Source organism: Paenibacillus haidiansis, assembly GCF_036553665.1.
Taxonomy (GTDB): domain Bacteria; phylum Bacillota; class Bacilli; order Paenibacillales; family Paenibacillaceae; genus Fontibacillus; species Fontibacillus haidiansis.
The window spans coordinates 245,202-267,687 of sequence record NZ_JAZHPZ010000001.1; the positions used below are offsets into that span (position 1 = coordinate 245,202).

General features: G+C 54.5%; 24 protein-coding genes. 1 reads left to right on the plus strand and 23 read right to left on the minus strand.

What is annotated here, in order from left to right; translation table 11 throughout:
- The 4 genes from V3851_RS01210 to lpdA all read right to left on the minus strand — a co-directional run bounded on the left by V3851_RS01210 (position 1) and on the right by lpdA (position 4,981).
- Entirely contained in the window at positions 1-1,353 is a 1,353-nt protein-coding gene (locus V3851_RS01210) for a dihydrolipoamide acetyltransferase family protein (RefSeq protein ID WP_331844666.1), read from the minus strand.
- Positions 1,354-1,420: 67 nt separating this feature from the next.
- Positions 1,421-2,407 carry an alpha-ketoacid dehydrogenase subunit beta gene (locus V3851_RS01215; RefSeq protein ID WP_331844667.1) on the minus strand — a complete coding sequence of 329 codons (987 nt, stop codon included), beginning with the start codon at positions 2,405-2,407 and terminating at the stop codon, positions 1,421-1,423.
- Between the two features lie 3 nt (positions 2,408-2,410).
- Positions 2,411-3,433 carry a thiamine pyrophosphate-dependent dehydrogenase E1 component subunit alpha gene (locus V3851_RS01220; protein ID WP_331844668.1) on the minus strand — a complete coding sequence of 341 codons (1,023 nt, stop codon included), beginning with the start codon at positions 3,431-3,433 and terminating at the stop codon, positions 2,411-2,413.
- Between the two features lie 123 nt (positions 3,434-3,556).
- Positions 3,557-4,981 carry a dihydrolipoyl dehydrogenase gene (lpdA, locus tag V3851_RS01225; RefSeq protein WP_331844669.1) on the minus strand — a complete coding sequence of 475 codons (1,425 nt, stop codon included), beginning with the start codon at positions 4,979-4,981 and terminating at the stop codon, positions 3,557-3,559.
- 151 nt (positions 4,982-5,132) lie between these two features.
- On the opposite strand from lpdA, the gene V3851_RS01230 reads away from it, so the two are divergent.
- On the plus strand, positions 5,133-5,426 hold the full coding sequence (locus tag V3851_RS01230) for a DUF2627 domain-containing protein (RefSeq protein ID WP_331844670.1): 294 nt from the start codon (positions 5,133-5,135) through the stop codon (positions 5,424-5,426).
- 45 nt (positions 5,427-5,471) lie between these two features.
- On the opposite strand, the gene V3851_RS01235 is transcribed toward V3851_RS01230, so the two are convergent.
- The 19 genes from V3851_RS01235 to accC all read right to left on the minus strand — a co-directional run bounded on the left by V3851_RS01235 (position 5,472) and on the right by accC (position 22,464).
- Positions 5,472-5,684: a hypothetical protein gene (locus tag V3851_RS01235; RefSeq protein WP_331844671.1), complete on the minus strand. Its 213-nt coding sequence runs from the start codon at positions 5,682-5,684 to the stop codon at positions 5,472-5,474.
- 84 nt (positions 5,685-5,768) lie between these two features.
- Complete coding sequence (locus V3851_RS01240) at positions 5,769-6,788, minus strand: cation diffusion facilitator family transporter (RefSeq protein ID WP_331844672.1); 1,020 nt, start codon at positions 6,786-6,788, stop codon at positions 5,769-5,771.
- The gene (locus tag V3851_RS01245; RefSeq protein ID WP_331844673.1) at positions 6,781-7,110 is read right to left on the minus strand and encodes an ArsR/SmtB family transcription factor; all 330 of its coding nucleotides are present in this window, start codon (positions 7,108-7,110) and stop codon (positions 6,781-6,783) included. The genes V3851_RS01240 and V3851_RS01245 overlap by 8 nt, the downstream gene beginning before the upstream one ends.
- Before the next feature lie 239 nt (positions 7,111-7,349).
- Complete coding sequence (spo0A, locus tag V3851_RS01250) at positions 7,350-8,150, minus strand: sporulation transcription factor Spo0A (protein ID WP_331844674.1); 801 nt, start codon at positions 8,148-8,150, stop codon at positions 7,350-7,352.
- A gap of 205 nt (positions 8,151-8,355) precedes the next feature.
- Positions 8,356-9,684, minus strand: coding sequence for a SpoIVB peptidase (spoIVB, locus tag V3851_RS01255; protein ID WP_331844675.1), 1,329 nt, complete (start codon positions 9,682-9,684; stop codon positions 8,356-8,358).
- Between the two features lie 114 nt (positions 9,685-9,798).
- Positions 9,799-11,523: a DNA repair protein RecN gene (gene recN, locus V3851_RS01260; protein ID WP_331844676.1), complete on the minus strand. Its 1,725-nt coding sequence runs from the start codon at positions 11,521-11,523 to the stop codon at positions 9,799-9,801.
- 55 nt (positions 11,524-11,578) lie between these two features.
- Positions 11,579-12,028, minus strand: a complete 450-nt coding sequence (ahrC, locus tag V3851_RS01265; RefSeq protein ID WP_331844677.1) for a transcriptional regulator AhrC/ArgR — start codon at positions 12,026-12,028, stop codon at positions 11,579-11,581.
- A complete protein-coding gene (locus V3851_RS01270) occupies positions 12,025-12,525 on the minus strand; it encodes a hypothetical protein (protein WP_331844678.1) in 501 nt (166 codons plus the stop codon). Before V3851_RS01270 ends, ahrC begins: the two co-directional genes overlap by 4 nt.
- Positions 12,526-12,652: 127 nt before the next feature.
- Positions 12,653-13,501, minus strand: a complete 849-nt coding sequence (locus V3851_RS01275; RefSeq protein WP_331844679.1) for a TlyA family RNA methyltransferase — start codon at positions 13,499-13,501, stop codon at positions 12,653-12,655.
- Between the two features lie 96 nt (positions 13,502-13,597).
- Positions 13,598-15,496, minus strand: coding sequence for a 1-deoxy-D-xylulose-5-phosphate synthase (gene dxs / locus V3851_RS01280; protein WP_331844680.1), 1,899 nt, complete (start codon positions 15,494-15,496; stop codon positions 13,598-13,600).
- An 89-nt stretch (positions 15,497-15,585) separates the two neighbouring features.
- Entirely contained in the window at positions 15,586-16,488 is a 903-nt protein-coding gene (locus V3851_RS01285; protein ID WP_414859241.1) for a polyprenyl synthetase family protein, read from the minus strand.
- Positions 16,481-16,738 carry an exodeoxyribonuclease VII small subunit gene (gene xseB, locus V3851_RS01290; protein WP_331844681.1) on the minus strand — a complete coding sequence of 86 codons (258 nt, stop codon included), beginning with the start codon at positions 16,736-16,738 and terminating at the stop codon, positions 16,481-16,483. The genes V3851_RS01285 and xseB overlap by 8 nt, the downstream gene beginning before the upstream one ends.
- The gene (gene xseA / locus V3851_RS01295; RefSeq protein ID WP_414859254.1) at positions 16,713-18,041 is read right to left on the minus strand and encodes an exodeoxyribonuclease VII large subunit; all 1,329 of its coding nucleotides are present in this window, start codon (positions 18,039-18,041) and stop codon (positions 16,713-16,715) included. The genes xseB and xseA overlap by 26 nt, the downstream gene beginning before the upstream one ends.
- Positions 18,042-18,134: 93 nt before the next feature.
- Positions 18,135-18,992, minus strand: coding sequence for a bifunctional methylenetetrahydrofolate dehydrogenase/methenyltetrahydrofolate cyclohydrolase FolD (gene folD, locus V3851_RS01300; protein ID WP_331844683.1), 858 nt, complete (start codon positions 18,990-18,992; stop codon positions 18,135-18,137).
- A 61-nt stretch (positions 18,993-19,053) separates the two neighbouring features.
- On the minus strand, positions 19,054-19,509 hold the full coding sequence (gene nusB, locus V3851_RS01305) for a transcription antitermination factor NusB (protein ID WP_331844684.1): 456 nt from the start codon (positions 19,507-19,509) through the stop codon (positions 19,054-19,056).
- A 198-nt stretch (positions 19,510-19,707) separates the two neighbouring features.
- Positions 19,708-19,941 (minus strand): DUF2273 domain-containing protein, encoded by a 234-nt coding sequence (locus tag V3851_RS01310; protein ID WP_331844685.1) that lies wholly within the window; start codon positions 19,939-19,941, stop codon positions 19,708-19,710.
- A gap of 11 nt (positions 19,942-19,952) precedes the next feature.
- The gene (gene amaP / locus V3851_RS01315) at positions 19,953-20,492 is read right to left on the minus strand and encodes an alkaline shock response membrane anchor protein AmaP (protein WP_331844686.1); all 540 of its coding nucleotides are present in this window, start codon (positions 20,490-20,492) and stop codon (positions 19,953-19,955) included.
- A 105-nt stretch (positions 20,493-20,597) separates the two neighbouring features.
- Positions 20,598-21,005 carry an Asp23/Gls24 family envelope stress response protein gene (locus V3851_RS01320; RefSeq protein WP_331844687.1) on the minus strand — a complete coding sequence of 136 codons (408 nt, stop codon included), beginning with the start codon at positions 21,003-21,005 and terminating at the stop codon, positions 20,598-20,600.
- 115 nt (positions 21,006-21,120) lie between these two features.
- Positions 21,121-22,464 carry an acetyl-CoA carboxylase biotin carboxylase subunit gene (accC, locus tag V3851_RS01325; protein WP_331844688.1) on the minus strand — a complete coding sequence of 448 codons (1,344 nt, stop codon included), beginning with the start codon at positions 22,462-22,464 and terminating at the stop codon, positions 21,121-21,123.
- Positions 22,465-22,486 lie beyond the last annotated feature (22 nt).

Consider the following 22,486-nt stretch of genomic DNA (forward strand, 5'->3'; position numbering starts at 1 on the left):
TCAATAAACTTGAGTGTCCAAGGAATAGCTCTCCATATTGTCTTTCACGCGCTGCATGAAACGTCCGCAGATGACCCCGTCCAAGATCCGGTGATCCAGCGACAGGCACAGATTGGCCATCGAACGCACCGCGATCATGTCGTTGATGACGACCGGCTTCTTCACGATCGATTCGAAGGTCAGAATCGCCGCCTGCGGATAGTTGATGATCGGCTGGGTCAAAATCGACCCGAACGAGCCGGTATTATTTACGGTAAAAGTCCCGCCCTGCATGTCGTCGAGCTTCAGCTTGCCGGCTCTCACCTTGGTAGCGAGCTCTTCGATTTCCCGGGCCAGACCGGCGATGTTCTTCTGGTCCGCCTTCTTGATGACCGGGGTCAATACGGAATCCTCCGTCCCGACTGCCAGCGAAATATTGATATCGCGCTTGACGATAATTTTATCCACGGCCCAGACCGAGTTCATGATCGGGTAATCCTTAATCGCGCTGACCACCGCTTTAAGCAGGAAGGCCAGGTAAGTCAGGTTGACGCCTTCCTTGCGCTTGAACTCGTCCTTGATTTTGTTGCGCAGCTGCACGAGGTTGGTGACGTCGACTTCGATCATCATCCAGCCGTGCGGAATTTCCGATACGCTCTGCCGCATCCGGGTGGCGATCGTATTGCGGATCGGGGTCACGTCGATAAAATATTCGGAACGGTCCCCCTCCTCGACTTCGATCGTCGGGATCCGCGGCGTCTCGGTCAAATGCAGGCCGGAATGGCGCACCGGCTCGAACGCCGCCCGGCTCATGTCGGCGGATTGCTGCGCGGCCAAATTGGCCTGCAGCTGCACCGGCGGCTGCGGAGCTGGTGCAGCTGCTGTCGCGGCGGCCGTTGCGGCTCCGCCGCGCTCGATGTAGGCGAGCACATCCTTGCGCGTGATGCGGCCGCCCAGGCCGGTGCCCGGCACGGACCGCAGATCGACGCCGTGCTCGGCGGCAAGCGTCTGCACGGCCGGCGAGAACCGGCTGCGCTGCGCACCGTCGGCGGCCGCAGGCGCCGCGCTCACGGCGGCTGCGGCTGGCTGAGTACTGGAAGCGGCCGGCCCTTCGGCCGCAACTTCCGTCTCGATCCGGCAGATCACGGTCCCGACCGATATCTCCTGGCCCTCCTCGGCCAGAAGCTCGCCCATCACCCCGTCGAGCGTCGACGGAATTTCCGCGTTGACCTTGTCGGTAATGACTTCGCAAATCGGTTCGTATTGTTCCACGGTGTCGCCCGGCTTTTTCAGCCATTTGCCGATTGTCGCGGATACTAGCGATTCCGCAAGCTGAGGCATAACGACGTCGGTTAATTGTTTATTGGATGGCATAATTCACTCACTCCCATAAGAGGTTGTCCGGGTAGGCTTAATGCCTACGAACGCGCGCGCACATATCCTAGAAAAGAGCCAACTGCAGCATGGCTTCCTTCAATTTGTCCTTGTTCAGCATAAAGAATTTTTCCATCGGCGGGCTGATCGGCATCGCCGGCACGTCCGGTCCGCAAAGTCTTTGCACCGGAGCATCCAGCTCAAACAGGCATTCCTCGGCGATGATGGCCGATACTTCCGCACCCACGCCGCCCGTTTTGTTGTCCTCGTGTACGATCAGCACCTTGCCCGTCTTTCTCACAGCGGCGATAATCGCTTCGCGATCCAGCGGCTGAATCGTCCGCAGGTCGAGAATATGCGAGCTGATTCCCTGCTCCGCTTCCAGCTCCGCCGCGGCCTGCATTGCAAAATGCAGCGGCAGGCTGTAACCGATGACGGTAATATCCGTTCCTTCCCGCAGCACGTTCGCCTTGCCGATCGGTACGACATAGTCGTCTTCAGGCACATCCTCTTTGATCAGCTTGTAGCATTTCTTGTTCTCGAAAAACAGGACCGGATCGGGATCTCTGACGGCCGCTTTCAGCAAGCCCTTCGCGTCGTAAGCCGAATACGGCGCCACAATCTTCAGGCCAGGCGTTCCGAAAAAGATCGATTCCGGGCACTGGGAGTGGTACAGCCCGCCGAAAATCCCCCCGCCGATCGGCGCGCGGACAACCACCGGACAATTCCAGTCATTGTTGGAGCGGTAGCGGATTTTGGCCGCTTCGCTGATGATCTGGTTCGTCGCAGGCAGCATAAAATCGGAATATTGCATTTCCGCGATCGGCTTCATGCCGTACATGGCGGCACCGATGGCCACCCCGGCGATCGCCGATTCCGTCAGCGGCGTGTCGATGACCCGCGTTTCCCCAAACTGTTCCTGCAGGCCTTTCGTTGTCGTAAATACGCCGCCCTTCACGCCGACGTCTTCCCCTAGCACAAACACGTTTTCGTCCCGCTCCATCTCTTCCTTCATCGCCAGACGAATCGCGTCGATATATTCCATAACCGGCATGTCCTATTCCTCCCCTTCGCTGGCATAAACATGCTTGAGCGTATCTTCCGGCTGCGGAAACGGAGCCAGTTCGGCCGCTCCGATCGCGTCTTTCAACTGCTGCGAAATCTCTCTAAGCAGCGCCTCGTCCTGCTCCTCGCTCCACAAACCATGCTCGACCAGATACTGCTTCAACTTCGGAATGCCGTCCTTCTTCCAGTTCTCATCGACTTCCTCCTTGGTCCGGTAAGCCAGATCATTGTCGGAAGTCGAGTGAGGCGATAACCGGTACATCATCGCTTCGATCAAGGTCGGGCCTTCGCCGCGAACCGCGCGTTCGCGAGCTTCCTTAACGACCCGGTATACCTCGAGCGCGTCGTTTCCGTCGACGCGTATCCCCGGGAACCCGTAGCCTTGCGCCCGGTCGGACACCTTCCCGCCGAGCTGTTTTTTGACCGGAACGGAAATGGCGTACTGGTTATTCTCGCACATGAAAATGACCGGCAGCTTCTGTACTCCGGCAAAATTCAAGCCCTCATGGAAATCGCCCTGGTTACTTGAGCCTTCCCCGAAAGTAACGAAGGATACGATGTCCTCCTTCTTCATTTTGGCCGCCAGTGCCACGCCGACGGCATGCGGCACTTGCGTCGTCACCGGGCTGGAGCCGGTAACGATTCTTAGCCGCTTGGAGCCGAAATGCCCCGGCATCTGCCGGCCGCCGCTGTTGGGATCGTCCGCTTTGGCAAAAGCCGAAAGCATTAATTCCGTCAGCGTCATGCCAACCGCAAGCACGAAGCCGTAATCGCGGTAATACGGCAAAAAGTAATCCCGTTCCCGGTCAAGCGCAAACGCCGCAGCCACCTGCGCCGTTTCCTGGCCGATTCCGGAGACGTGAAAATTAATCTTGCCCGCCCGCTGCAACAGTAAATTCCGTTCATCGAATTTCCGCGCGAGCAGCATATATTTGTACATGTCCACCACTTCGGCATCCGACAATCCGAGCTGCTCATGTTTTGGCTGAGTTGTTGTTGAACTCTTTGCATTCATGGGAGTTACCTCCTTCAATTAGTACCCTCGTCAAATTTTAATCTCATCTTAAAACCTGGTACTAAGACTTGGGATAACCTTATTATAATCCCTTTTGCCGCAAAAAGAAAATATTACTTGCGTTTAAAGAGCCAAGGATCTTCCTTCGATCGTCAGAGCGGCTTCCCCGATAATTTCGGAAAGGGACGGATGGGCGAATACCGCTTGTCCGATTTCCCAAGGCGTAGCGTCGAGCAATTGGGCCAACGCCGCCTGGGCGATCAATTCCGTCGCATGGGCCCCGATAATTTGCACGCCGACGAGATCGTTCGTCTTGGCGTCGGCCACCATTTTGACGAACCCTTCCCGCTCTCCCTGCACCAGCGCTTTGCCGATGGCGGAAAATGGAACCTTTGCCGTTTTGACTTCGCGGCCCTGGGCCTTCGCTTCCTGTTCGGACAGCCCGACCGACGCGACCTCCGGCCGGGTGTAAACGCAGCGCGGAACCTGTGCGGCATTGTAGCCGTGGGACGGCTCGCCGGCGAGATGGTTGACGGCGACGAGCCCTTCGTGGCTCGCCGCATGCGCGAGCTGCAAACCGCCGATGCAATCGCCGATTGCATAAATATGCGGCTCCGTCGTCTGCATATGCTCATTTACGGAAATGAATCCTTGACTTACACCGATATCGGTGTTTTCAAGCCCGATATTCTCCACATTGGCCTGGCGTCCGACGGACACGAGCAGCTTATCCCCTTGCAGTGCCGTCACTTCTCCATCTTGGCGCTGGGCGGAAATATGTACTTGGCCCTCTTTCGCTTCGTACGTTTCGGTCAGTACTTTCATCCCCGTCAGCACTGTAATTCCGCGTTTGGTCAGCTGCTTTTGCAGTTCGCGGGCCACTTCCTTGTCCTCGGCCGGAAGCAATTGCCCGGCGGCTTCCACCAGCGTCACTGAAACGCCGAAGTCATTGAGCAAGGACGCCCATTCCACGCCGATGACGCCGCCGCCGATGATCAGCATGGAAGCCGGCAGCTCCTCCAAGACGAGCGCTTCATCGCTGCTTAGAATATGCAAGCCGTCGGGGGTGAGTCCCGGAAGCGTGCGGGGACGCGAGCCCGTGGCGATAATGAGGTTCGTCGGCACGACGGTCTCCATTTCTCCATCGCTTAATTCCACCGCGACCGCCCCGCTTTTCGGCGAGAAGATGGACGGGCCGATAATGCGTCCTTTTCCCTCTAGTACCGTGATTTTATGTTTACGCATCAAATATTGCACGCCGCGGTGAAGCTGATCCACGACCCCTTGCTTTCTCTCCTGCACTTTCGGAAAAACAAGCGACACCCCGCTGGTTTCGATGCCAAAACTTGCACTGTCCTTCATCTGGGCATACAGCTCCGCACTGCGCAAAAGCGCCTTGCTCGGAATGCAGCCCCGGTGCAGGCAGGTGCCTCCCAGCTTGTCCTGTTCTATAATTACGACTTCCTTACCGAGCTGAGCCGCCCGGATCGCGGCGATATATCCCCCGGTTCCGCCGCCGAGAATCGCCACATCGCATGTAATTGCCATTGGTTCTCTCCACCATTCGTATAGAATAATTGCCTTTCATTATTGTACCTTGTTTTCGTGCCAATACAAATAAACGGCGAAATAGACAGAATTTGAAGAAACGGGTATGATGAATAAAATGACTCCGAAGGAAAGGAAGTAGCTCATTCCGATGAAGTTGATGATCTCCCGGTTTATCGCCATCATCATTCTGGTCATCCCCGGCATCGCCGCCATGACCGGCTTCCTGAAAATGAAGGACGCCTTGTTCCAATATATGTACCAGCACGGCGACGATTCGCTCGCGACCGTCACCTTCGACTGGCTTAATTTCGCCATCGGATTACTGCTCTTTGTCGCCGGCATCGGCTTTCTCGGAGGCTGGATATTTTTCCGCGACAAGAAGCGCAATTATGCAGGCCCGAGAAAAAAAGCCCGCGACACCGCCGCCAAACCGCAATCATAAACCAAAAAATCTTTCCCGTTCACCCGGGAAAGATTTTTTTATGGATTATTCGTAAAGGGCATCCCGCAATTTGCTGGACATTTTAGGACTGTTGGCGGAAGATAAACGTTGAATCGTTTTCCGCAGCCTCAAATTCTCCGCGCTTATCTGCTCCGCCTTCTCCAGAAGCTCGCGAACCAATGCCCGCTCCTCTTCCCCCAGCCCGGGATGCAGCAGCAACTGCCTGTAAGGGGTCGGATTGAAATTATTGCCCGGCAAGTCTATCCCCTCCTATCCAAGCTCAAAACATGTCCATTGTACCATGTTCTCCAAGGGAAATGAATCTGTAGGCAAAAGATAAGCCTAGATCTGCAGTGCGGGATGGCGGATCAGCGATGTTTCGATTTGAATCGTCGCGTGCGTAATTTGAAATTCGCCCTCCAGCATGGTGATCGCCGCCTGCAGAATTTGCTGCTGATCCTCCTCTTCGCCGACAAGCAGGTGGCAGCTGAACGAATCCATGCCTGAAGTGATCGACCATAAATGGAGGTCATGCACCTCCCGGACGCCTTTTAAATTTTCCAGATGCCGTTTGACTTCTTCCAGGCTAATGCCATCGGGCGCCCCTTCCATCAGGACATGCACCGATTCGGATATGACGCCCCAGGCCCCTTTCAGGATCAACAAAGCAACCAATACACTGACGATCGGGTCAAAAATATACCAGCCAAACGCCCACATCGCGATCCCGCCGATAATGGCCCCCACCGAACCGAGCGCATCGCCCAGGACGTGCAGATAGGCGCTGCGGAAATTGATATTCCCCTTCACATCTCCTTTGCTCAACAGCGCCCAAGCGCTGGCCAGATTGGCGATCAGGCCGATCGCCGCGATCAGCATCATCGGACCGCTCGACACGGTCGGCGGGTCTAACAACCGCCCGTAAGCTTCCCAAATAATAAAGCCGGCAATGACGAACAAGGTTACGCCGTTCAGCAGTGCGGCCAGTATTTCCGTGCGGTAGAAACCGTAGCTTTTACGGGCGGACGCAGGGCGCGCGGCAATCCAGATCGCCAGCAGGCTGAACGCCAGGGAACTGGTGTCGCTGAGCATATGACCGGAGTCGGACAGCAGCGCCAAGCTGTTCGTGAACAATCCGCCGAAGAATTCCAGAACGGCGATCGAAGCTGTAATGATAAGCGCGATAATCAGCCCTTTTTTATTGCCCGAGCTAATGTCTCCGTGGTGATGGTGTCCATGTGCATGACTATGCTGATGGCCGTGTCCGTGCCCATGTCCGCGTTTCTGTCCATGATTATGTTCATGGCTATGTTCATGCTCATGAGCGCAAGCATGGGAATGATCCTTCTCCTCCTTATGCATTTGCTTCCCCTCCCATTTCGCATGACGCATGTTCAACCGCCTGTCTTAGCAAAGAGATGACATGATTGTCGTCGCAACTGTAATAAAGCGTGTTGGCCGATCTTCTGAATTTGACGAGTCTAATATTTCTCAGGAAGCTGAGCTGATGCGACACGGCGGATTGCGACAGCCCCAATACCTCGGAAATATGGGTGACCGAGCACTCTTCCTCGGCCAGTAAGTATAAAATCCGGATTCGTGTAGGGTCGGACAAAGCTTTAAAAATGGTAGAAACACTCTCAATCGTGGGTTCCGTCAAAAAGGTATGGATCGACTTATCCATTTATAACACCCCTAAACTAGTATATGAGCATATGTTCATATACAGAATAACGCTATCGGCATATTCTGTCAATCCGGCAATTCATCTCCTAAGTATAAAAATACCGCTCCTTCATTGGTCCGTGTAAAACCAATAAAAGAGCGGCATTAGTTTGCGATTATTGGCAGGTATAATGGCAAGATTCTTGGTGTATATTCCCTGATCATGATGTTCATTGCTATGCTTTAATCCTTATCCTTTCAAGACACCTTATGCTCAATCCGCAGCTTGTCAGCCACCATCGCGATGAATTCGGAATTGGTCGGCTTCGATTTGCTGATGTTGATCGTATACCCGAACAGATGACTGATGGAGTCGATATTGCCGCGTGTCCAGGCCACCTCAATGGCATGGCGGATCGCCCGTTCTACCCGGGAAGGCGTTGTCTTGAATTTCTCGGCGATGGCCGGGTACAGCGTCTTGGTGATCGCCCCTAAAATTTCGATGTTGTTGTACACCATTGTGATCGCTTCGCGAAGGTATTGATATCCCTTAATATGCGCCGGAACTCCGATTTCATGTATGATCGATGTAATGTTGGCGTCCAAATTTTTTCCTTTGCCCAAAGGTACGACATTGGATTTGGTATACGGCATAGAAGTTGTTCCGGTCGAGCTTTGTACGCCGACGAGCTGACGGATCCGGTTCGCGAGCACATCCATGTCAAACGGTTTGAGAATATAGTAAGATGCCCCCAATTGCACGGCACGCTGCGTGATGTTTTCTTGACCGAAAGCGGTCAGCATGATGATCTTCGGTTGAGGATTCAAATTGAGATCGCGCAAGCGCTCCAATACACCGAGTCCATCAAGATGCGGCATAATAATGTCCAAAATCAATACATCCGGTACTTTTGCGGCATTGTCGATCATCTCGAGTACTTCTTCGCCATTATAAGCGATTCCGGAAACGATCATATCGTCCTGCCCGGAAATATATTCCGCGAGCAAATTTGTAAATTCCCGATTATCATCCGCCAATAACACTTCGATTTTCTGCACTGACTACGTCCTCCTTAAGTAATTTGAATAAGTTTTTTTCTTTTCTCTTCTTCCAGAATAAGGATTCGACACATAAAAGTAAATTCCTTCTGTCGAAAATTATTTTTCTTTATTTTTTTATTGCGTTGATATATAATAGTACATTTATTTACAAAATAACAATTATTTCTTCCTCATTCGACAATTTAAAAAATCTTAAGGCGATTTAGCCCGCCTTAAGATTTTGGGAAGAACGGTTATTTTGCAATATTCCGGCGTCCTGAAGCATCCATTCGATAAAGCAGCCGTAGCCGGATCGCGGATCATTCACGAACACATGGGTTACCGCTCCGATCAGCTTGCCGTTTTGGATAATCGGGCTGCCGCTCATCCCTTGCACGATGCCGCCCGTTTTCTCGATCAGCTTCGGATCGGTAATTCGCAGTACGATACCTTTGGTTTCGGGTACGCTTTGTTTGGAGACGTGAACGATTTCGATTTTAAATCTCTCCACCTTCTGCCCTTCCACGACCGTCAAAATTTCCGCCGGCCCTTCTTTGACCTCATCGGCAAAGGCCACAGGGACCGCCGATTTATATACGCTGTGATCCGGGTTTTGCTCCATTTTGCCGAAGATCCCGAAATGCGTGTCTCGTTCGATGTTGCCCAGCGTTTTCCCTTCTTTGATGAAATGCGCTCTCTTCTCTCCGGGATCCCCGCTTTCGCTTTTGGAAATCGAGGTAACGCTCGATTGCAAGATTTGGCCGCTGCCGACCACGATCGGCGTTTGAGTATTCATATCCGTTATTACGTGGCCAAGCGCTCCGTATACACCCTGATCGGGGGCGTAGAAAGTCAATGTTCCGACGCCTGCCGCGGAGTCGCGGATATAAAGGCCTAACCTCCAGGCCCGATCCTGTTCGTCAAAAGATGGCTTTAGCGAAGTCGTAAAGGATTTGCCATTCCGCTTATAAGTGATTTTGAGCGGCTTATTCGCTTTTCCCGCTTGTCCGGCGATTTCGGCCACATCCTTGACATCCTTCAACTGAATGCCGTTCATGTGCGTGATTAAATCGCCGACCTGAATTCCGGCGGTTTCTCCGGGCGATATTTTTCGGTTGTTTTCGGTCACTTGATGATGGCCGACCACTAAAATCCCGGCTGACTTTACCTTTACGCCGATGGTTTGACCGCCGGGGATCACTTTCAAATCGGGAATCACATTCACTTTAACCGTTTTAAGAGGGATTTGACCGAATAATTTCATGCGAAGCTTGGCTTCACCGCTGTGCAAAGGGGATAATTGCAGCGGATTTCCCAGCGATACGGTCATGGAAGACGCCGTCTGTCCATTCAACATTACGACATCCGGCCGGTCCACGCTGACGCTCGCCTGTACGGGCAAGGCCAAATGAATTTCCCGGCCCTGTCCCTGAAACAGCCGAAGTTCATCAGGCAGTTCGGGCAGGCGGCCTTCCGCGGCGGAGGTACCGAGAAAACAAAAGAAGAAGGTTAATAAAAGGCCGAGCAGTCTTTTCCTGAGGTTCGGGTTCAATGGCTGTCACGCTCCCTTAGCTTCTTTCGCTTGACGAAAAGGTGGTCGCCAATTGCGTACCTATAAGATACCCCCGGTCAGGCCTTTTATTACTGTCAATCATTGACCCGGTACTTAAATTGACTCCTTTTGTGCCTTGGCAAGATTGAGCATTTCTTGGGCATGATGCTGTGTTTTTTCCGTGATTTCCACGCCTCCGAGCATGCGCGCCAGCTCATTTACCCGCTCCACGTCGTTTAATTGCTGCACGCGGGTCATCGTCCGGCCGTCTTCAACGACCTTTTCGATCAAATATTGCTGATCCGCCATACAGGCAACCTGCGGAAGATGGGTGATGGAGAACACTTGGCATGTCCGGGATAACCGGTATAATTTCTCGGCAATCGATTGGGCGGCGCGGCCGCTGACCCCGGTATCGACTTCATCGAAAATAAGCACGGGAACTTCATCATGCCGGGCGAAAATGCTTTTCAGTCCAAGCATGATCCGAGACAGCTCCCCGCCGGAGGCGATTTTGCCAAGCGGCCGAAGCGGTTCTCCGGGGTTCGGGGAGATCAGAAACTCCGCGTTGTCGATGCCGTGCTTGCTTGGGCGGATCCTTCTTCCTTCCCATTCGATGCCGCTCGGGTCCTCGTTCCTGGCCAGCTTCACCTGGAACGAAGTCCGATCCATTTGCAAATCCTTCAGCTCGTTCTCGATTTGCGCGGCGAGTTCCTCCGCTTTGGCCTTGCGAATATCGCTCAGCTTGACGGCTTTCGCCATCAATTCCGACAACAGCTCATTACGCCGTTCTTGCAGCTGTTCCAGCAATTCGTCTTTATTCTCCAGCGTATCCGCTTCGCGGGAAATCTTCTCGTAATATTCCAAAATCCCCTCCACGCTGTCACCGTATTTGCGGCGCAGCGTGGTAATCAGGTTCAGACGGTCTTCGACCTCTTCCAGCCGCTCGGGATTGAATTCAATATTCTCACGGTACGACCGGAGTCCGAACGATGCGTCCTCCAATTGGTAATACGCTGACTGAAGCTGTTCGAGCAGCGGATTCACTTGTTTGCTGTCGTAAGCGGCCACTTCATTGAGCCTGGAGATCGCCTTGGCGACGGCTTCGAGGCCTTGGGAGCCGTATAGCAGTTCATATGCCTTGGAGACGGAATCCATCATTTTCTCGCTATGGGATAGTCTGACCTTTTCTTCGGCAAGCAATTCATCTTCCCCCGATTTTAAGCCAGCGGCCGAAATTTCCTCTAGCTGAAACCGGTACAAATCGAGCATTTGCAGCGTCTGCTGGCTCGTATTCCGCAGTTCGTTCCATTCTTTGTTGACTTTGACGAAGGCCGCATACGATTCCTGATAGCTCGCCTTGGCGGTTCCGATATCGTCGCCGCCATATGCGTCAAGCAGCTCCAAATGCCGCTCCGGCCGAAGCAAAGTTTGATGCTCATGCTGTCCGTGCAGATTGATCAGGCTCTCGCCGATTTCCCGGAGCATCGATAAATTGACAAGCTGTCCATTGATTCGGGCCGTGCTCTTCCCCTGGGCGCTGATTTCCCTGCGGATAATTAGCGACTCGGTGTGATCGCCGCCGATACCGAAATTGGCAAGGCTCCCCCAAACCGGGTGGCCTTCCGGCAAATCAAAAGAAGCTTCCATCTCAGCACGGTCGCAGCCGTAGCGGATCAAATCCGCGGAGCCGCGCCCCCCGGCGATCAAACCGAGAGCGTCGATAATGATCGATTTGCCGGCGCCCGTCTCCCCGGTAAGCACATGAAATCCGGAATGAAAAGTGATATCGACCGCTTCCACCACGGCCAAATTACGAATCGATAAATGGACCAACAATTTAGCGGCAACTCCCTTCGACAGCAAAATAAATAAAGAATAAACTTGTCTATGTTCAAGAAATAAAACCCATGATTTGGTCGATAATGAACTGGCTATACTCCTCATTACGACAAATCATCAATATCGTATCGTCGCCGCAAATCGTCCCGAGCAAATCGGGCCACTCGATGTTGTCGATCAGTACGGCGACCGAGTTCGCCGTGCCGGGCAAGCATTTCACCACGACCAGATTGCCGGTGTGATCGATATTCACAAAGTTGTCGATCAGAGCCCGCTGCAGCTTCTGAACGGGATTGCTGCGGTGTACGGTCGGCATGGAATATTTATACTTGCCTTCGTCCGTCGGCACTTTGATCAACATGAGCTCCTTGATGTCCCGGGATACCGTCGCTTGCGTCACCTGAAAGTCGGCTTTCCGCAGCGCTTCCACCAGCTCATCCTGGGTTTCGATTTCCTGGTTGGCGATAATTTCGCGTATTTTAATATGTCTTTGACCCTTCATAATGTCCTCCATGTCCCCTCGAGGGCAGATTCGTCTTCATCTTCATCGGTTGTTAAGGCGATTTCTTTGAGGATACCCTGCTCCGCATCCACATACAACAAACCCGCGCATTCCGGATACAACAGGAGATAGGGCAATAGCTCCTTCCTGAGGCCGCTGCCCGTCCATTCGATCGGCAAACGCTCCCGTGCGGTTCTTACGAGATAGAATTCCCTATTCTTGACGGCGATATAGTCGATAAACAACCGGCTGTGCAAAATCGAGCCGTCAACCCTAAAAGCGAGCGGTACCTTCAACTTGTCGCTGACCACTTCATATCCCGCTTGTTCCAGCAAGTTCACCGCCGGATGCTCCACGATCTCTTCGTTCATTTCAAAGCCGATTCCGGAGCGGAGCGTAAACGGCTTGCGCACCCAGGAGCGAAATCCGCGGTAACCGAGAAAAAGGGCAAGCCCCGCGATTAGAATCATCAGCAGACCGTCGGAATGTTCCCCCATCAAAAATCACCTCAGATGACTTATTCGACGCGGACACAACCGGCTCCTGTCGATTGCGGAACAGTAAATTAATATTATTATAGGGAACATCTGTTCTAATTTCAAGCTCGAAACATGCAAAAACCCGTCATTTCGACGGGCCCGCATGAAAGGTTTGTCCGGCTTCTTCGACGACGCGCCGGGCGATTTTTTGAATTTCCAGAGGAGCCGGTTTGCCGGTTTCCGCCGCATTTTCGTCCAGCCGAAAATGCGCCAGGAACTCGATATTCCCTTCTCCGCCGGTGATCGGCGAGAAAGTAAGCCCTTGAAGCGAAAATCCGAGCTCCAAGGCATAAGTCAGCACCGTTTCCAACACTTCAATGTGGACTTTGGGATCACGGACGACGCCCGATTTCCCCACTTTCTCCCGCCCCGCCTCGAACTGAGGCTTAATCAAGGCCGCGATGTCGGCCGGACGATTCAGCAGCTCAAGCAGCGGTGGCAAAATGATTTTCAGCGAAATAAACGAGACGTCGATGCTGGCGAAATTCGGGGCCGGCCCGTCAAGATCGGCCGGAGTCATATAGCGGAAATTGGTCCGCTCTTTGACATTGACGCGTTCATCGTTTCTTAGCGACCAATCGAGCTGATTGTAGCCGACGTCGATCGCATACACATAGCTCGCCCCGTTTTGCAAAGCGCAATCGGTAAACCCGCCTGTGGATGAGCCGATATCCAGCATGACCCTGCCGTTTAAGTCGATGTCGAACACCTTGAGCGCCTTTTCCAGCTTCAATCCTCCGCGGCTGACATAAGGATGAACGGCTCCTTTGACCGTGATCGGGACATCGCGGGGCACCTTGGTTCCGGCTTTTTCGATGCGCTCCGTCCCGCTGAGCACCAGCCCGGCCATGATGGCGGCTTTCGCTTTCTCTCTGCTGTCAAAATACCCCTGCTCCACAAGCAGGACGTCGATACGTTCTTTGGACACGGACATGAAATTCTCCTGACTTTCCCGGTGAAAGGAGAAACTCGCGGACGTAATCCCGTCAGCGAGCTTTTCACCTTGCTTAAATTTATGATACCCGAAGGTTTATGCTTTCTTTCCGAATGCATACTTCTGGCCGGAGCGGTATTTCTGCACTTCGCGTACAACCGCTTCCGCCGTCAGTCCGACTTCCTGCAGCTGTTCTTTGATGCTGCCGTGCTCGATGAAGCGGTCCGGTACGCCCATTAGGCTGACATCGAGGCCGGACAGCCCGTGCTCGGCATAGAATTCCAGTACCGCGCTGCCCAAGCTTCCCGCCTGTGACGCTTCTTCCAGCACGATGATTTTGCCCGCGCGCTGAGCCAGGCTCAGCAGCATGCTCTCATCGAGCGGCTTCAGGAAGCGGGCGTTGACGACCGCCGTATGAGTGCCCTCGCGCTTTAACATTTCCGCGGCTTCCTCGGCGACTTGAACCATCGGGCCGACGGCAACGATGACCGGACCTTCCCCGTCGCGGACCATTTCCCAGCTGCCGATCGGAATCGGAACCAGCTTCTCGTCAAGCGGCACGCCAGGCACATTGATCCGCGGATACCGGTAAGCGATCGGCCCGTCGTTATATTCCAGCGCCGTCTTCATCATATGGCGCAGCTCGTTTTCGTCCTTGGGCATCATCAGCACCATATTGGGAATATGGCGCAGGTAGGCGATATCGAATACGCCCTGATGCGTTTCCCCGTCCGCTCCTACGAAGCCCGCGCGGTCGATCGCAAACATGACGTTCGCATTTTGCCGGCAGATATCATGCACGATCTGGTCATAGGCGCGCTGCATAAATGTCGAATAGACGGCGAATACCGGCTTCATTCCTTCCAGCGCCATCGCCGCGCACATTGTCGCCGCGTGCTGCTCGGCGATGCCTACATCGATCATCCGGTCCGGAAACCGTTCGGCGAATTTGAGGAGACCCGAGCCTCCCGGCATGGCGGGCGTGACGGCGACGATCCGCTCGTCCTGCTCGGCCAATTCGATCAGCGTTTGACCGAATACCTCCGTGTACATCGGGTTTCCCACCGCTTTAAGCACCTGGCCGGATTCGATCTTATACGGGGTAATTCCGTGCCATTTATGGGCATCTTCTTCCGCCGGCGTGTAGCCCTTGCCCTTCGTCGTCAGCACATGCACGAGTACCGGTCCACTGACATTGTTGGCTTGTTTAAAGGAATCGATAAGTCCAGGAAGATCGTGACCGTCGACCGGGCCCAAATACTTAAAGCCGAGCTCTTCAAACAACACCCCGGAAACCATCAAATATTTAAGGCTGTCCTTCAGCCTTTCGGCCGTTTTGGCCAGCTTGCCGCCAATGGCGGGAATTTTCTTCAGCAGTTGCTCCACTTCGTCCTTGGCCCGCAAATAATTGCGGTCGGAGCGAATTTTGGTCAAGTAATTGTGCATCGCTCCGACGTTCGGAGCAATCGACATTTCATTGTCGTTCAAAATCACCATAAGGTCTTTCTTCTCATGACCGATGTGATTCAAGGCCTCGAAAGCCATCCCGCCTGTGAGGGCGCCGTCGCCGATAATGGCGATAACCTTGTGCTTCTCGCCCTTCAAATCGCGGGCCAAAGCCATCCCCATCGCTGCCGACAGCGATGTGCTGCTGTGCCCCGCTTCCCAGACGTCATGCTCGCTTTCGCAGCGCTTCACGAAGCCGCACAGCCCGTTATGCTTGCGCAGCGTGTCGAACCGGTCCATCCGGCCGGTTAAAATTTTATGAACATAAGCCTGATGCCCCACATCGAAAATAAATTTATCCTCAGGGCTATTGTAGCAATAGTGCAAAGCGATGGTGAGCTCAACCACACCCAGATTGGGCGCAAGATGGCCGCCGGTTACGGACAGCTTCTCGATTAAAAATTTTCGGATATCGGCCGCCAGCGGAGTCAACTCCTCGATGGAGCACGACTTCAAATCGCCGGGGCCCTGAATTTGCGAAAGCAGCACTAAACACTCCCCCGCTTTCCTAAATGGATTCTCTTGTTGATAATAGCTTTAATTATATCACATCCACCGGCGTTGTCGAAATCGACCCGTCAGTGATCGCGCTGCAATAAATAATCGGCGATGGCCAGCAGGTTGTCGGGGTGCGGAATACTCCCCCCCGTCACCGCTTCCTTCGCGATTCGGGTGAGTCGGTCAACCTCGGCCTTTGAGGCCTCGAGTCCCAGGAAATAGGGATAAGTCACCTTGCCCTGCTTCACATCGCTCTGCGTTTTCTTGCCGAGCTTCGTTTCATCGCCGGTCAAATCGAGGATATCGTCCTGGATTTGAAAAGCGAGCCCGATCGCCCGGCCGTACGTTTCCAAGGCGGCGAGCTGCTCAGAGGAAGCCGAGGCGACCCGCCCTCCTGCCTTCAGCGAAAACACGATCAGATCTCCGGTTTTGTGTTCATGGATATATTGAAGCTGCTTTAGGTCGGTCAGCCCCTGCTCCCCTTCCATATCCGCGGCCTGTCCGCCGACCATGCCGGACGGTCCGGCATATACCGACAGCTCCTCGATAATCGCCAGCACGGCTTCGGCGGCGACTCCATACCGCCGCGACGCCTGGACGGCGCTGTAGAACGCATGGGTCAACAGCCCGTCGCCCGCCAAAATCGCCATCGCTTCCCCGAACACTTTATGGTTCGTCAGCTTGCCGCGGCGGTAATCGTCGTCATCCATCGCCGGCAAATCGTCATGAATCAGCGAATACGTATGTACCATTTCCACGGCGCAGGCGACGGGCAGCGCCGCTTCGCGGCTCCCGCCCAGCGACTCCGCCGCGGCAATGACGAGCAGCGGCCGCAGCCGCTTGCCCCCGGCCATCAGCGAGTACTTCATCGCTTCGCCAAGCTGCTTCGGCACCGCCCAGCCTTCCGGCAGAAAGTCTTGCAGGCGGGAGCCGACTTGCTCGGAAACTTCCGAAATATAGGTTCGTATCGAAGACTTATCCAAGGGTATCGCTCTCCTCGCTCAGCGGCTGAAACGGTTTCTTGGCAAGCTCCCCGTCCGCTCCCACAATCATTTCGATCTTCCGTTCTACCTGTGACAGCTTCTGGCCGCACAGCTGGGACAATTGCATGCCCTTTTGGAACAAATCGATCGCCTGCTCGAGCGGCACATCGCCGCGTTCCAGCTGGGACACGATATCCTCCAACTGGCTCATCGCCTCTTCAAAATTAAGCTCCTGCTGTTCCTGCGTCATCGTCGTTATCTCCTTTCCGCATGCCCCAAACTTGGCAATCCAGTTCTCCGTCGGTTACCTTCACCTTTACCATATCTCCGGGTTCCACGTCATTCAGCGATTTGATAAGCCGTTTTCCCTCATCGTCATAGACCAGGCTGTAGCCCCGCGCCATGACTTTCAGCGGGCTCAGGGCATCGAGCTGGCGGATGCCGTAAGCAAGCTCCTGCGATTTCCCCTTAAGCAGGGAAGCCATCGTCTGGCGCAGCAGCCGCTCGGCTTCGCTCAAGCGGCGCTTCGCGAAGCGCAGGCTTTCCTCGGGATGGTACCGCAGCAAACGGCCGCGGAGGCGGTCATGCGCCGACGACGCCAGTTCTCTGCGGGACACCGCCCGCGCCGTCAGCCGCGCCGAAAGCGTGTCCAGCCGCTCGGCGTGCTGGAGCAGGGCCCGCTGCGGCTGCAGGAGCGCCGGCGATTGCCGGAGCCGGCGCAGCCGCTGGCGCGCCTGCTCAAGGCGGTGCTGCAGGCTCTGCCGCAGCGACTGCTCGCGCTGGCGCAGCTGCGCTTTCAGCTCGGCCGCGTGCGGCACGGCGAGCTCGGCGGCGGCGGTGGGCGTGGCGGCGCGCAGGTCGCTGACGAAATCGGCGATCGTGAAGTCCGTTTCATGGCCGACGGCCGAAATAACCGGAATATCCGATTCATAGATCGCCCGCGCGACCGCCTCCTCGTTGAACGCCCACAGCTCTTCGAGCGAGCCGCCGCCCCGGCCGACGATCAGCACGTCGGCCTCGCCCATTTGATTCATCGTCCGGATCGCCCGGACGATCGACGGCGCCGCAGTTTGGCCCTGCACCAAAACGGGGTGCAGGACGACGGACGCCAGCGGATAGCGGCGCTGTAGCGTCGTCAGGATGTCGCGCACCGCCGCCCCGGTCGGCGAAGTGATGACGCCGATCACGAACGGGAAGCGCGGCAGCGCCCGCTTCCGCTGCGGGGCGAACAGCCCCTCGGCTTCGAGCTTGCTCTTGAGCTGCTCGTACGCGAGATACAGGCTGCCGATACCGTCCGGCTGCATATGGGTGGCATAGAACTGGTACTGTCCGTCCCGTTCATACACCGACACATTGCCGCGGGCGATGACCCGAGCGCCTTCCTTCGGCATAAACGGCAGCCGCTGATTGTGCGAAGCGAACATGATGCACTTGATCCGGCTGTCCTTGTCTTTTAGCGTAAAATACATATGTCCGCTGGAATGATGCGTAAAGTTGGAAATCTCGCCGCGAATCCATACCTCGGATAATAGCGCGTCTGACTCCATTTTCATCCGGATGTACCGGTTAAGCTCCTTGATCGACAGTATCCGCTGTTCCACGGGACTTCCCCCCTTTCCGCCTCCAAAGCCTTTCGATTGCAATTATTATGCCAATCCTTTCAGCCGCTTTGCTGCGATCAGCGTGTTTTGCATCAGCATCGTGATCGTCATCGGGCCGACGCCGCCGGGAACCGGGGTAATCGGACCCGAAACTTCGCTGACGCTGGCAAAGTCGACGTCGCCCGCCAACTTCCCGGTGTCCAACCGGTTCATGCCGACGTCAATAACGACGGCGCCCGGTTTGACATAGGAGGCGTCCACGAAATTGGCCCGCCCGATCGCCACGACAAGAATGTCCGCCTGCTTCGTCAGTTCCTTCATATTGGCGGTCCGGGAGTGGCACATCGTGACGGTGGCGTTCTCGCGCTGCAGGAGCAGCGATACCGGTTTGCCGACAATATTGCTGCGCCCGATCACCACCGCATGCTTGCCGGCGATCTCGATGCCGGTCCGTTTGATCAGTTCGATGACCCCGGCCGGTGTACATGGCAACAAGCTATCGTCGCCAATCACGAGGTTGCCCACATTGACTGGATGGAAACCGTCGACATCCTTCTCTACAGCGATGGCATCGATGACAGATTTCTCGTCGATATGCTTGGGCAGCGGAAGCTGCACAAGGATTCCGTGAATATTGTTCTGGTTGTTGAGCTTGTCCACCAGCGCCAGCAGCTCCTCCTGGGAAGTTGCGGCCGGAAGCCGGTGCACTTCCGAATAATAGCCGAGATCCTGGCACGCCTTCTCTTTATTGCGGACGTATACCTGGGAAGCCGGATCTTCGCCGACCAAAACTACGGCGAGTCCCGGCGTAAGCCCCTGTTTCATCAACCGCTCGACTTCTTCGCGCAGTGCTCCTCTGATTTCTTCCGAAACTTGCTTTCCGTTGATAAGTGGTGCTGACATGGGAATCCTCTCCTTTTGTTCGATTTCGGTTATTCGCGTCTGCCTATTTCCGAGCTCTAACTTACAGTTTTTCCTTCAAGCGATCCACGTCGTGGATCATTTTTCCGAGTACCCCGTTGACGAATTTCCCCGAATCCGCGGTGCCGAAATGCTTGGCCAGCTCGATCGCCTCATTGACGGCCACCTTTCCGGGAACATCGTCGCGGAAGATCATTTCATACACGGCCAGACGGAGCACCTGCCGGTCCACCTTGGACAGGCGGCTGACCTGCCAGCCCTTCAAATAATCGGACAGCAGATCGTCGATCGCTTCCTTCCGAGTCCAGGTGCCGTTGATCAATTCCAGAATAAACGCTTTGGCGTCGGCTCCTTCCGCGTCGGCCAATTCCACGTTTCCCTCATTCTCGCCGGCCGCTTCGGCAAGCAGCATCGTAACCGCTTCCTCCGCTTCCACCTCGTTCATTTCCATATGATACAGACTTTGCACTGCAATTTCTCTGGCCAATCTTCGTTTCATGGGTTTCCTCCTTGACAATATCGCTAAGAACGTTTCATTAACATCATGAGCCAAAAACGTCCGCATCATCACGAATTCCGTACTTCTTTTGATAAATCGTTTTGCTTGACTACGCAAAAAAAACCTGTAACATGCTCTCTCCACAAAATGGGCAAGGTAAAAAAGGTGCTCTTTTCCGGAGAAAGCATATCACAGGAATCATTTAAACAGGCGCCAGCGCGACCCAAGCCAGTCCTTCAGCTCGCCCCAGGGAAGGAACGAACCTTGCTCCAAATCCTTATACTTGCCGAAAGTGTAACCTACATACAGCAGGAGCGCGCAGAACAGCATATTCCAAAATCCGAAAAACAGATAAATCGGGCATAAAAACACGGCCGCCGCCACCCCTAGCAAGCGCCCCCTGTGACTCTCCCACAACTGTTTCCAAAACACGGCGTCCCCCCCTATTCAACCCGGCTTTTCATGACAGGCGACTGGACAAGGTTAGCGATATACACCGATACGTAGGATACCGGAATTCCTGTAATTTCCTCAACATGATCGTGAACCTGCTTCTGCACTTCTTCCGTCAAGGACGGGATGGATGTCTCTCCGTCGACGATGGCGCGCACCATAATTTCAAGGCCCGAATCCGTAATCCGGATTCTCGTTTTCACTTCCCGGATCCCCCGCACGCGGGATGCCGCTTTATAGGATAAGTTCTCAATCGTTTCGACGGAAATTTGAATATCTCCGTAATCCGTCCGCTGGTCGATCGAATGAAGCGTACCCCGGCCCTGGCGGACCGAAATGTAAAATAAGCGGATGCTGAGCAGGAAAAGGACCGCCGAAACTACGATCGCGGCGATGACAAAACGATTGTCGTCAACGAATTCCAGCGAGAAAGGCACGGCTCCCGTCAGCAGGAGGATGGCGATTACGGATAGTATTCCGATACTCAAGCTGTAAATAAACAGCAAAAGTCTGTCCAAAATTTTGGCCACGTGAGGAACAGCCTCCTTCGTTTCTACCTCATTCTCTATTGCTTAATACTCTGGAAACTATAGCAAACCCCTGACGCAAGTCGGTCGGGGGTTTAGTGCCGGGCATTATTTCACCCTATGGGTCAAATCGGTTTCTTCGGTTTTTTCCGCTGTTTTGAAAATAACGTCGTGAATATGTACGTTGACCTCCACCACAGTCAGTCCGGTCATCGTCTCGATGGAGCGCTTGACATTGCGCTGAACTTCCGTAGCCACTTCCGGCAAACGGTTGCCGTATTCAACGATGATGGACACGTCAACGGCCGCTTCACGCTGGCCTACTTCCACCTTCACGCCTTTGGACAAATTCTTTCTTCCGAGCAGCTCGGCGATCCCGCCGGCAAAACCGCCGCTCATTCCGGCTACGCCCTTCACTTCCACGGTCGCCAGACCCGCGATCACCTCGATGACTTCTGGGGCGATCTGAATCTCGCCGATGTCCGTTCGCTCGAATTCCGTAGGTAAAGAACTCATTCTATCATCCACCTCTCAATAAGCAGGACGCTTCTTCGGAAAGCCCGAAGAAAGCGCACTTATTATACATACTATATCATTTCGGGTTCATTATGACAAACGCAAGACCCGCCGCTCAAATCTCGTGTTCTTCCAAAAATTTTATGTCAAAATCGCCCTTGATGAACACAGGATGCTCCATCAATTTCTGGTGGAAAGGAATCGTCGTGTGGATTCCTTCGATCGCGAATTCGGACAGAGCCCGCTTCATTTTGGCGATCGCTTCTTCGCGAGTCGCCCCCCAGACGATCAACTTGGCGATCATCGAGTCGTAATAAGGAGAAATGGTATAACCCGGATAAGCTCCGCTGTCAACGCGAACCCCCGGACCGCCCGGCGCCAGGTAAAATCCGATCTTGCCCGGCGAAGGCATAAAATTGCGGAACGGGTCTTCGGCATTGATCCGGCACTCGATCGCCCATCCGTTCAGCTTCACATCGTCCTGGGTGAACGACAGCGGATTGCCTTCGGCCACCGAAATCATCTCTTGAATCAGATCGATGCCCGTGATCATTTCCGTTACCGGATGTTCCACCTGAATGCGTGTGTTCATCTCCATGAAATAAAACTGGCCGTTCGGGCCGAGCAAGAATTCAAGCGTACCCGCGCCGGAATAATTGACCGCGGTCGCCGCTCTGACGGCGGCTTCGCCCATTTCCTTGCGCTTTTCCGGCGACAGAACCGGGCAAGGCGCTTCCTCGACCAGCTTCTGGCGGCGGCGCTGTACGGAGCAGTCGCGTTCGCCCAGATAGACCGCGTTGCCGTGCTTGTCGGCGATAATCTGAATTTCGACGTGCTTCATGCCGGTCAAATATTTCTCCAGATAAACCCCGGCATTGCCGAAAGCTTTTTGCGCTTCCTGCTGCGCGGTCGTGATCTGCTTGATCAGCGATTCCTCGTCCTCGGCGATGCGGATTCCCTTGCCGCCTCCGCCGGCTGTCGCTTTGATGATGACCGGATATCCGATATCGCGGGCGACCATCACCGCTTCGTCCAAATCGTGAATCAAGCCGTCGGAGCCCGGTATGACCGGCACATTCGCCGCCTTCATCGTTTGCTTGGCCACGGCTTTATCGCCCATCTTGGTAATCGCTTCCGGCGAAGGACCGATGAAAGCGATATTGCAGGAGCCGCAAATTTCCGCGAAGTCCGCGTTTTCCGACAGGAAGCCGTATCCCGGATGGACCGCGTCGCATTCGGTCAGGGTCGCGACGCTCATCAGATTGGTAAAGTTCAGGTAGCTGTCTTTGGATAAGGTCGGACCGATACAATAAGCCTCGTCCGCAAGCCGGACATGCAGCGAATCCTTGTCCGCTTCGGAATATACCGCAACGGTCGAGATTCCGAGCTCGCGGCAGGCGCGAATAATGCGAACCGCAATTTCTCCGCGGTTCGCGATCAATATTTTGTTAAATTTCACTTGTTCCCATCCTCCTTGGAAA

Bases quoted from the DNA above. Each gene is read 5' to 3' on its own strand.
- V3851_RS01210 (WP_331844666.1), bottom strand. From the start codon at position 1,353: ATGCCATCCAATAAACAATTAACCGACGTCGTTATGCCTCAGCTTGCG.
- V3851_RS01215 (WP_331844667.1), bottom strand. From the start codon at position 2,407: ATGCCGGTTATGGAATATATCGACGCGATTCGTCTGGCGATGAAGGAA.
- V3851_RS01220 (WP_331844668.1), bottom strand. From the start codon at position 3,433: ATGAATGCAAAGAGTTCAACAACAACTCAGCCAAAACATGAGCAGCTC.
- lpdA (WP_331844669.1), bottom strand. From the start codon at position 4,981: ATGGCAATTACATGCGATGTGGCGATTCTCGGCGGCGGAACCGGGGGA.
- V3851_RS01230 (WP_331844670.1), top strand. From the start codon at position 5,133: ATGAAGTTGATGATCTCCCGGTTTATCGCCATCATCATTCTGGTCATC.
- V3851_RS01240 (WP_331844672.1), bottom strand. From the start codon at position 6,788: ATGCATAAGGAGGAGAAGGATCATTCCCATGCTTGCGCTCATGAGCAT.
- V3851_RS01245 (WP_331844673.1), bottom strand. From the start codon at position 7,110: ATGGATAAGTCGATCCATACCTTTTTGACGGAACCCACGATTGAGAGT.
- ahrC (WP_331844677.1), bottom strand. From the start codon at position 12,028: ATGAAGGGTCAAAGACATATTAAAATACGCGAAATTATCGCCAACCAG.
- V3851_RS01270 (WP_331844678.1), bottom strand. From the start codon at position 12,525: ATGGGGGAACATTCCGACGGTCTGCTGATGATTCTAATCGCGGGGCTT.
- V3851_RS01275 (WP_331844679.1), bottom strand. From the start codon at position 13,501: ATGTCCGTGTCCAAAGAACGTATCGACGTCCTGCTTGTGGAGCAGGGG.
- xseB (WP_331844681.1), bottom strand. From the start codon at position 16,738: ATGACGCAGGAACAGCAGGAGCTTAATTTTGAAGAGGCGATGAGCCAG.
- xseA (WP_414859254.1), bottom strand. From the start codon at position 18,041: ATGAAAATGGAGTCAGACGCGCTATTATCCGAGGTATGGATTCGCGGC.
- folD (WP_331844683.1), bottom strand. From the start codon at position 18,992: ATGTCAGCACCACTTATCAACGGAAAGCAAGTTTCGGAAGAAATCAGA.
- nusB (WP_331844684.1), bottom strand. From the start codon at position 19,509: ATGAAACGAAGATTGGCCAGAGAAATTGCAGTGCAAAGTCTGTATCAT.
- V3851_RS01320 (WP_331844687.1), bottom strand. From the start codon at position 21,005: ATGAGTTCTTTACCTACGGAATTCGAGCGAACGGACATCGGCGAGATT.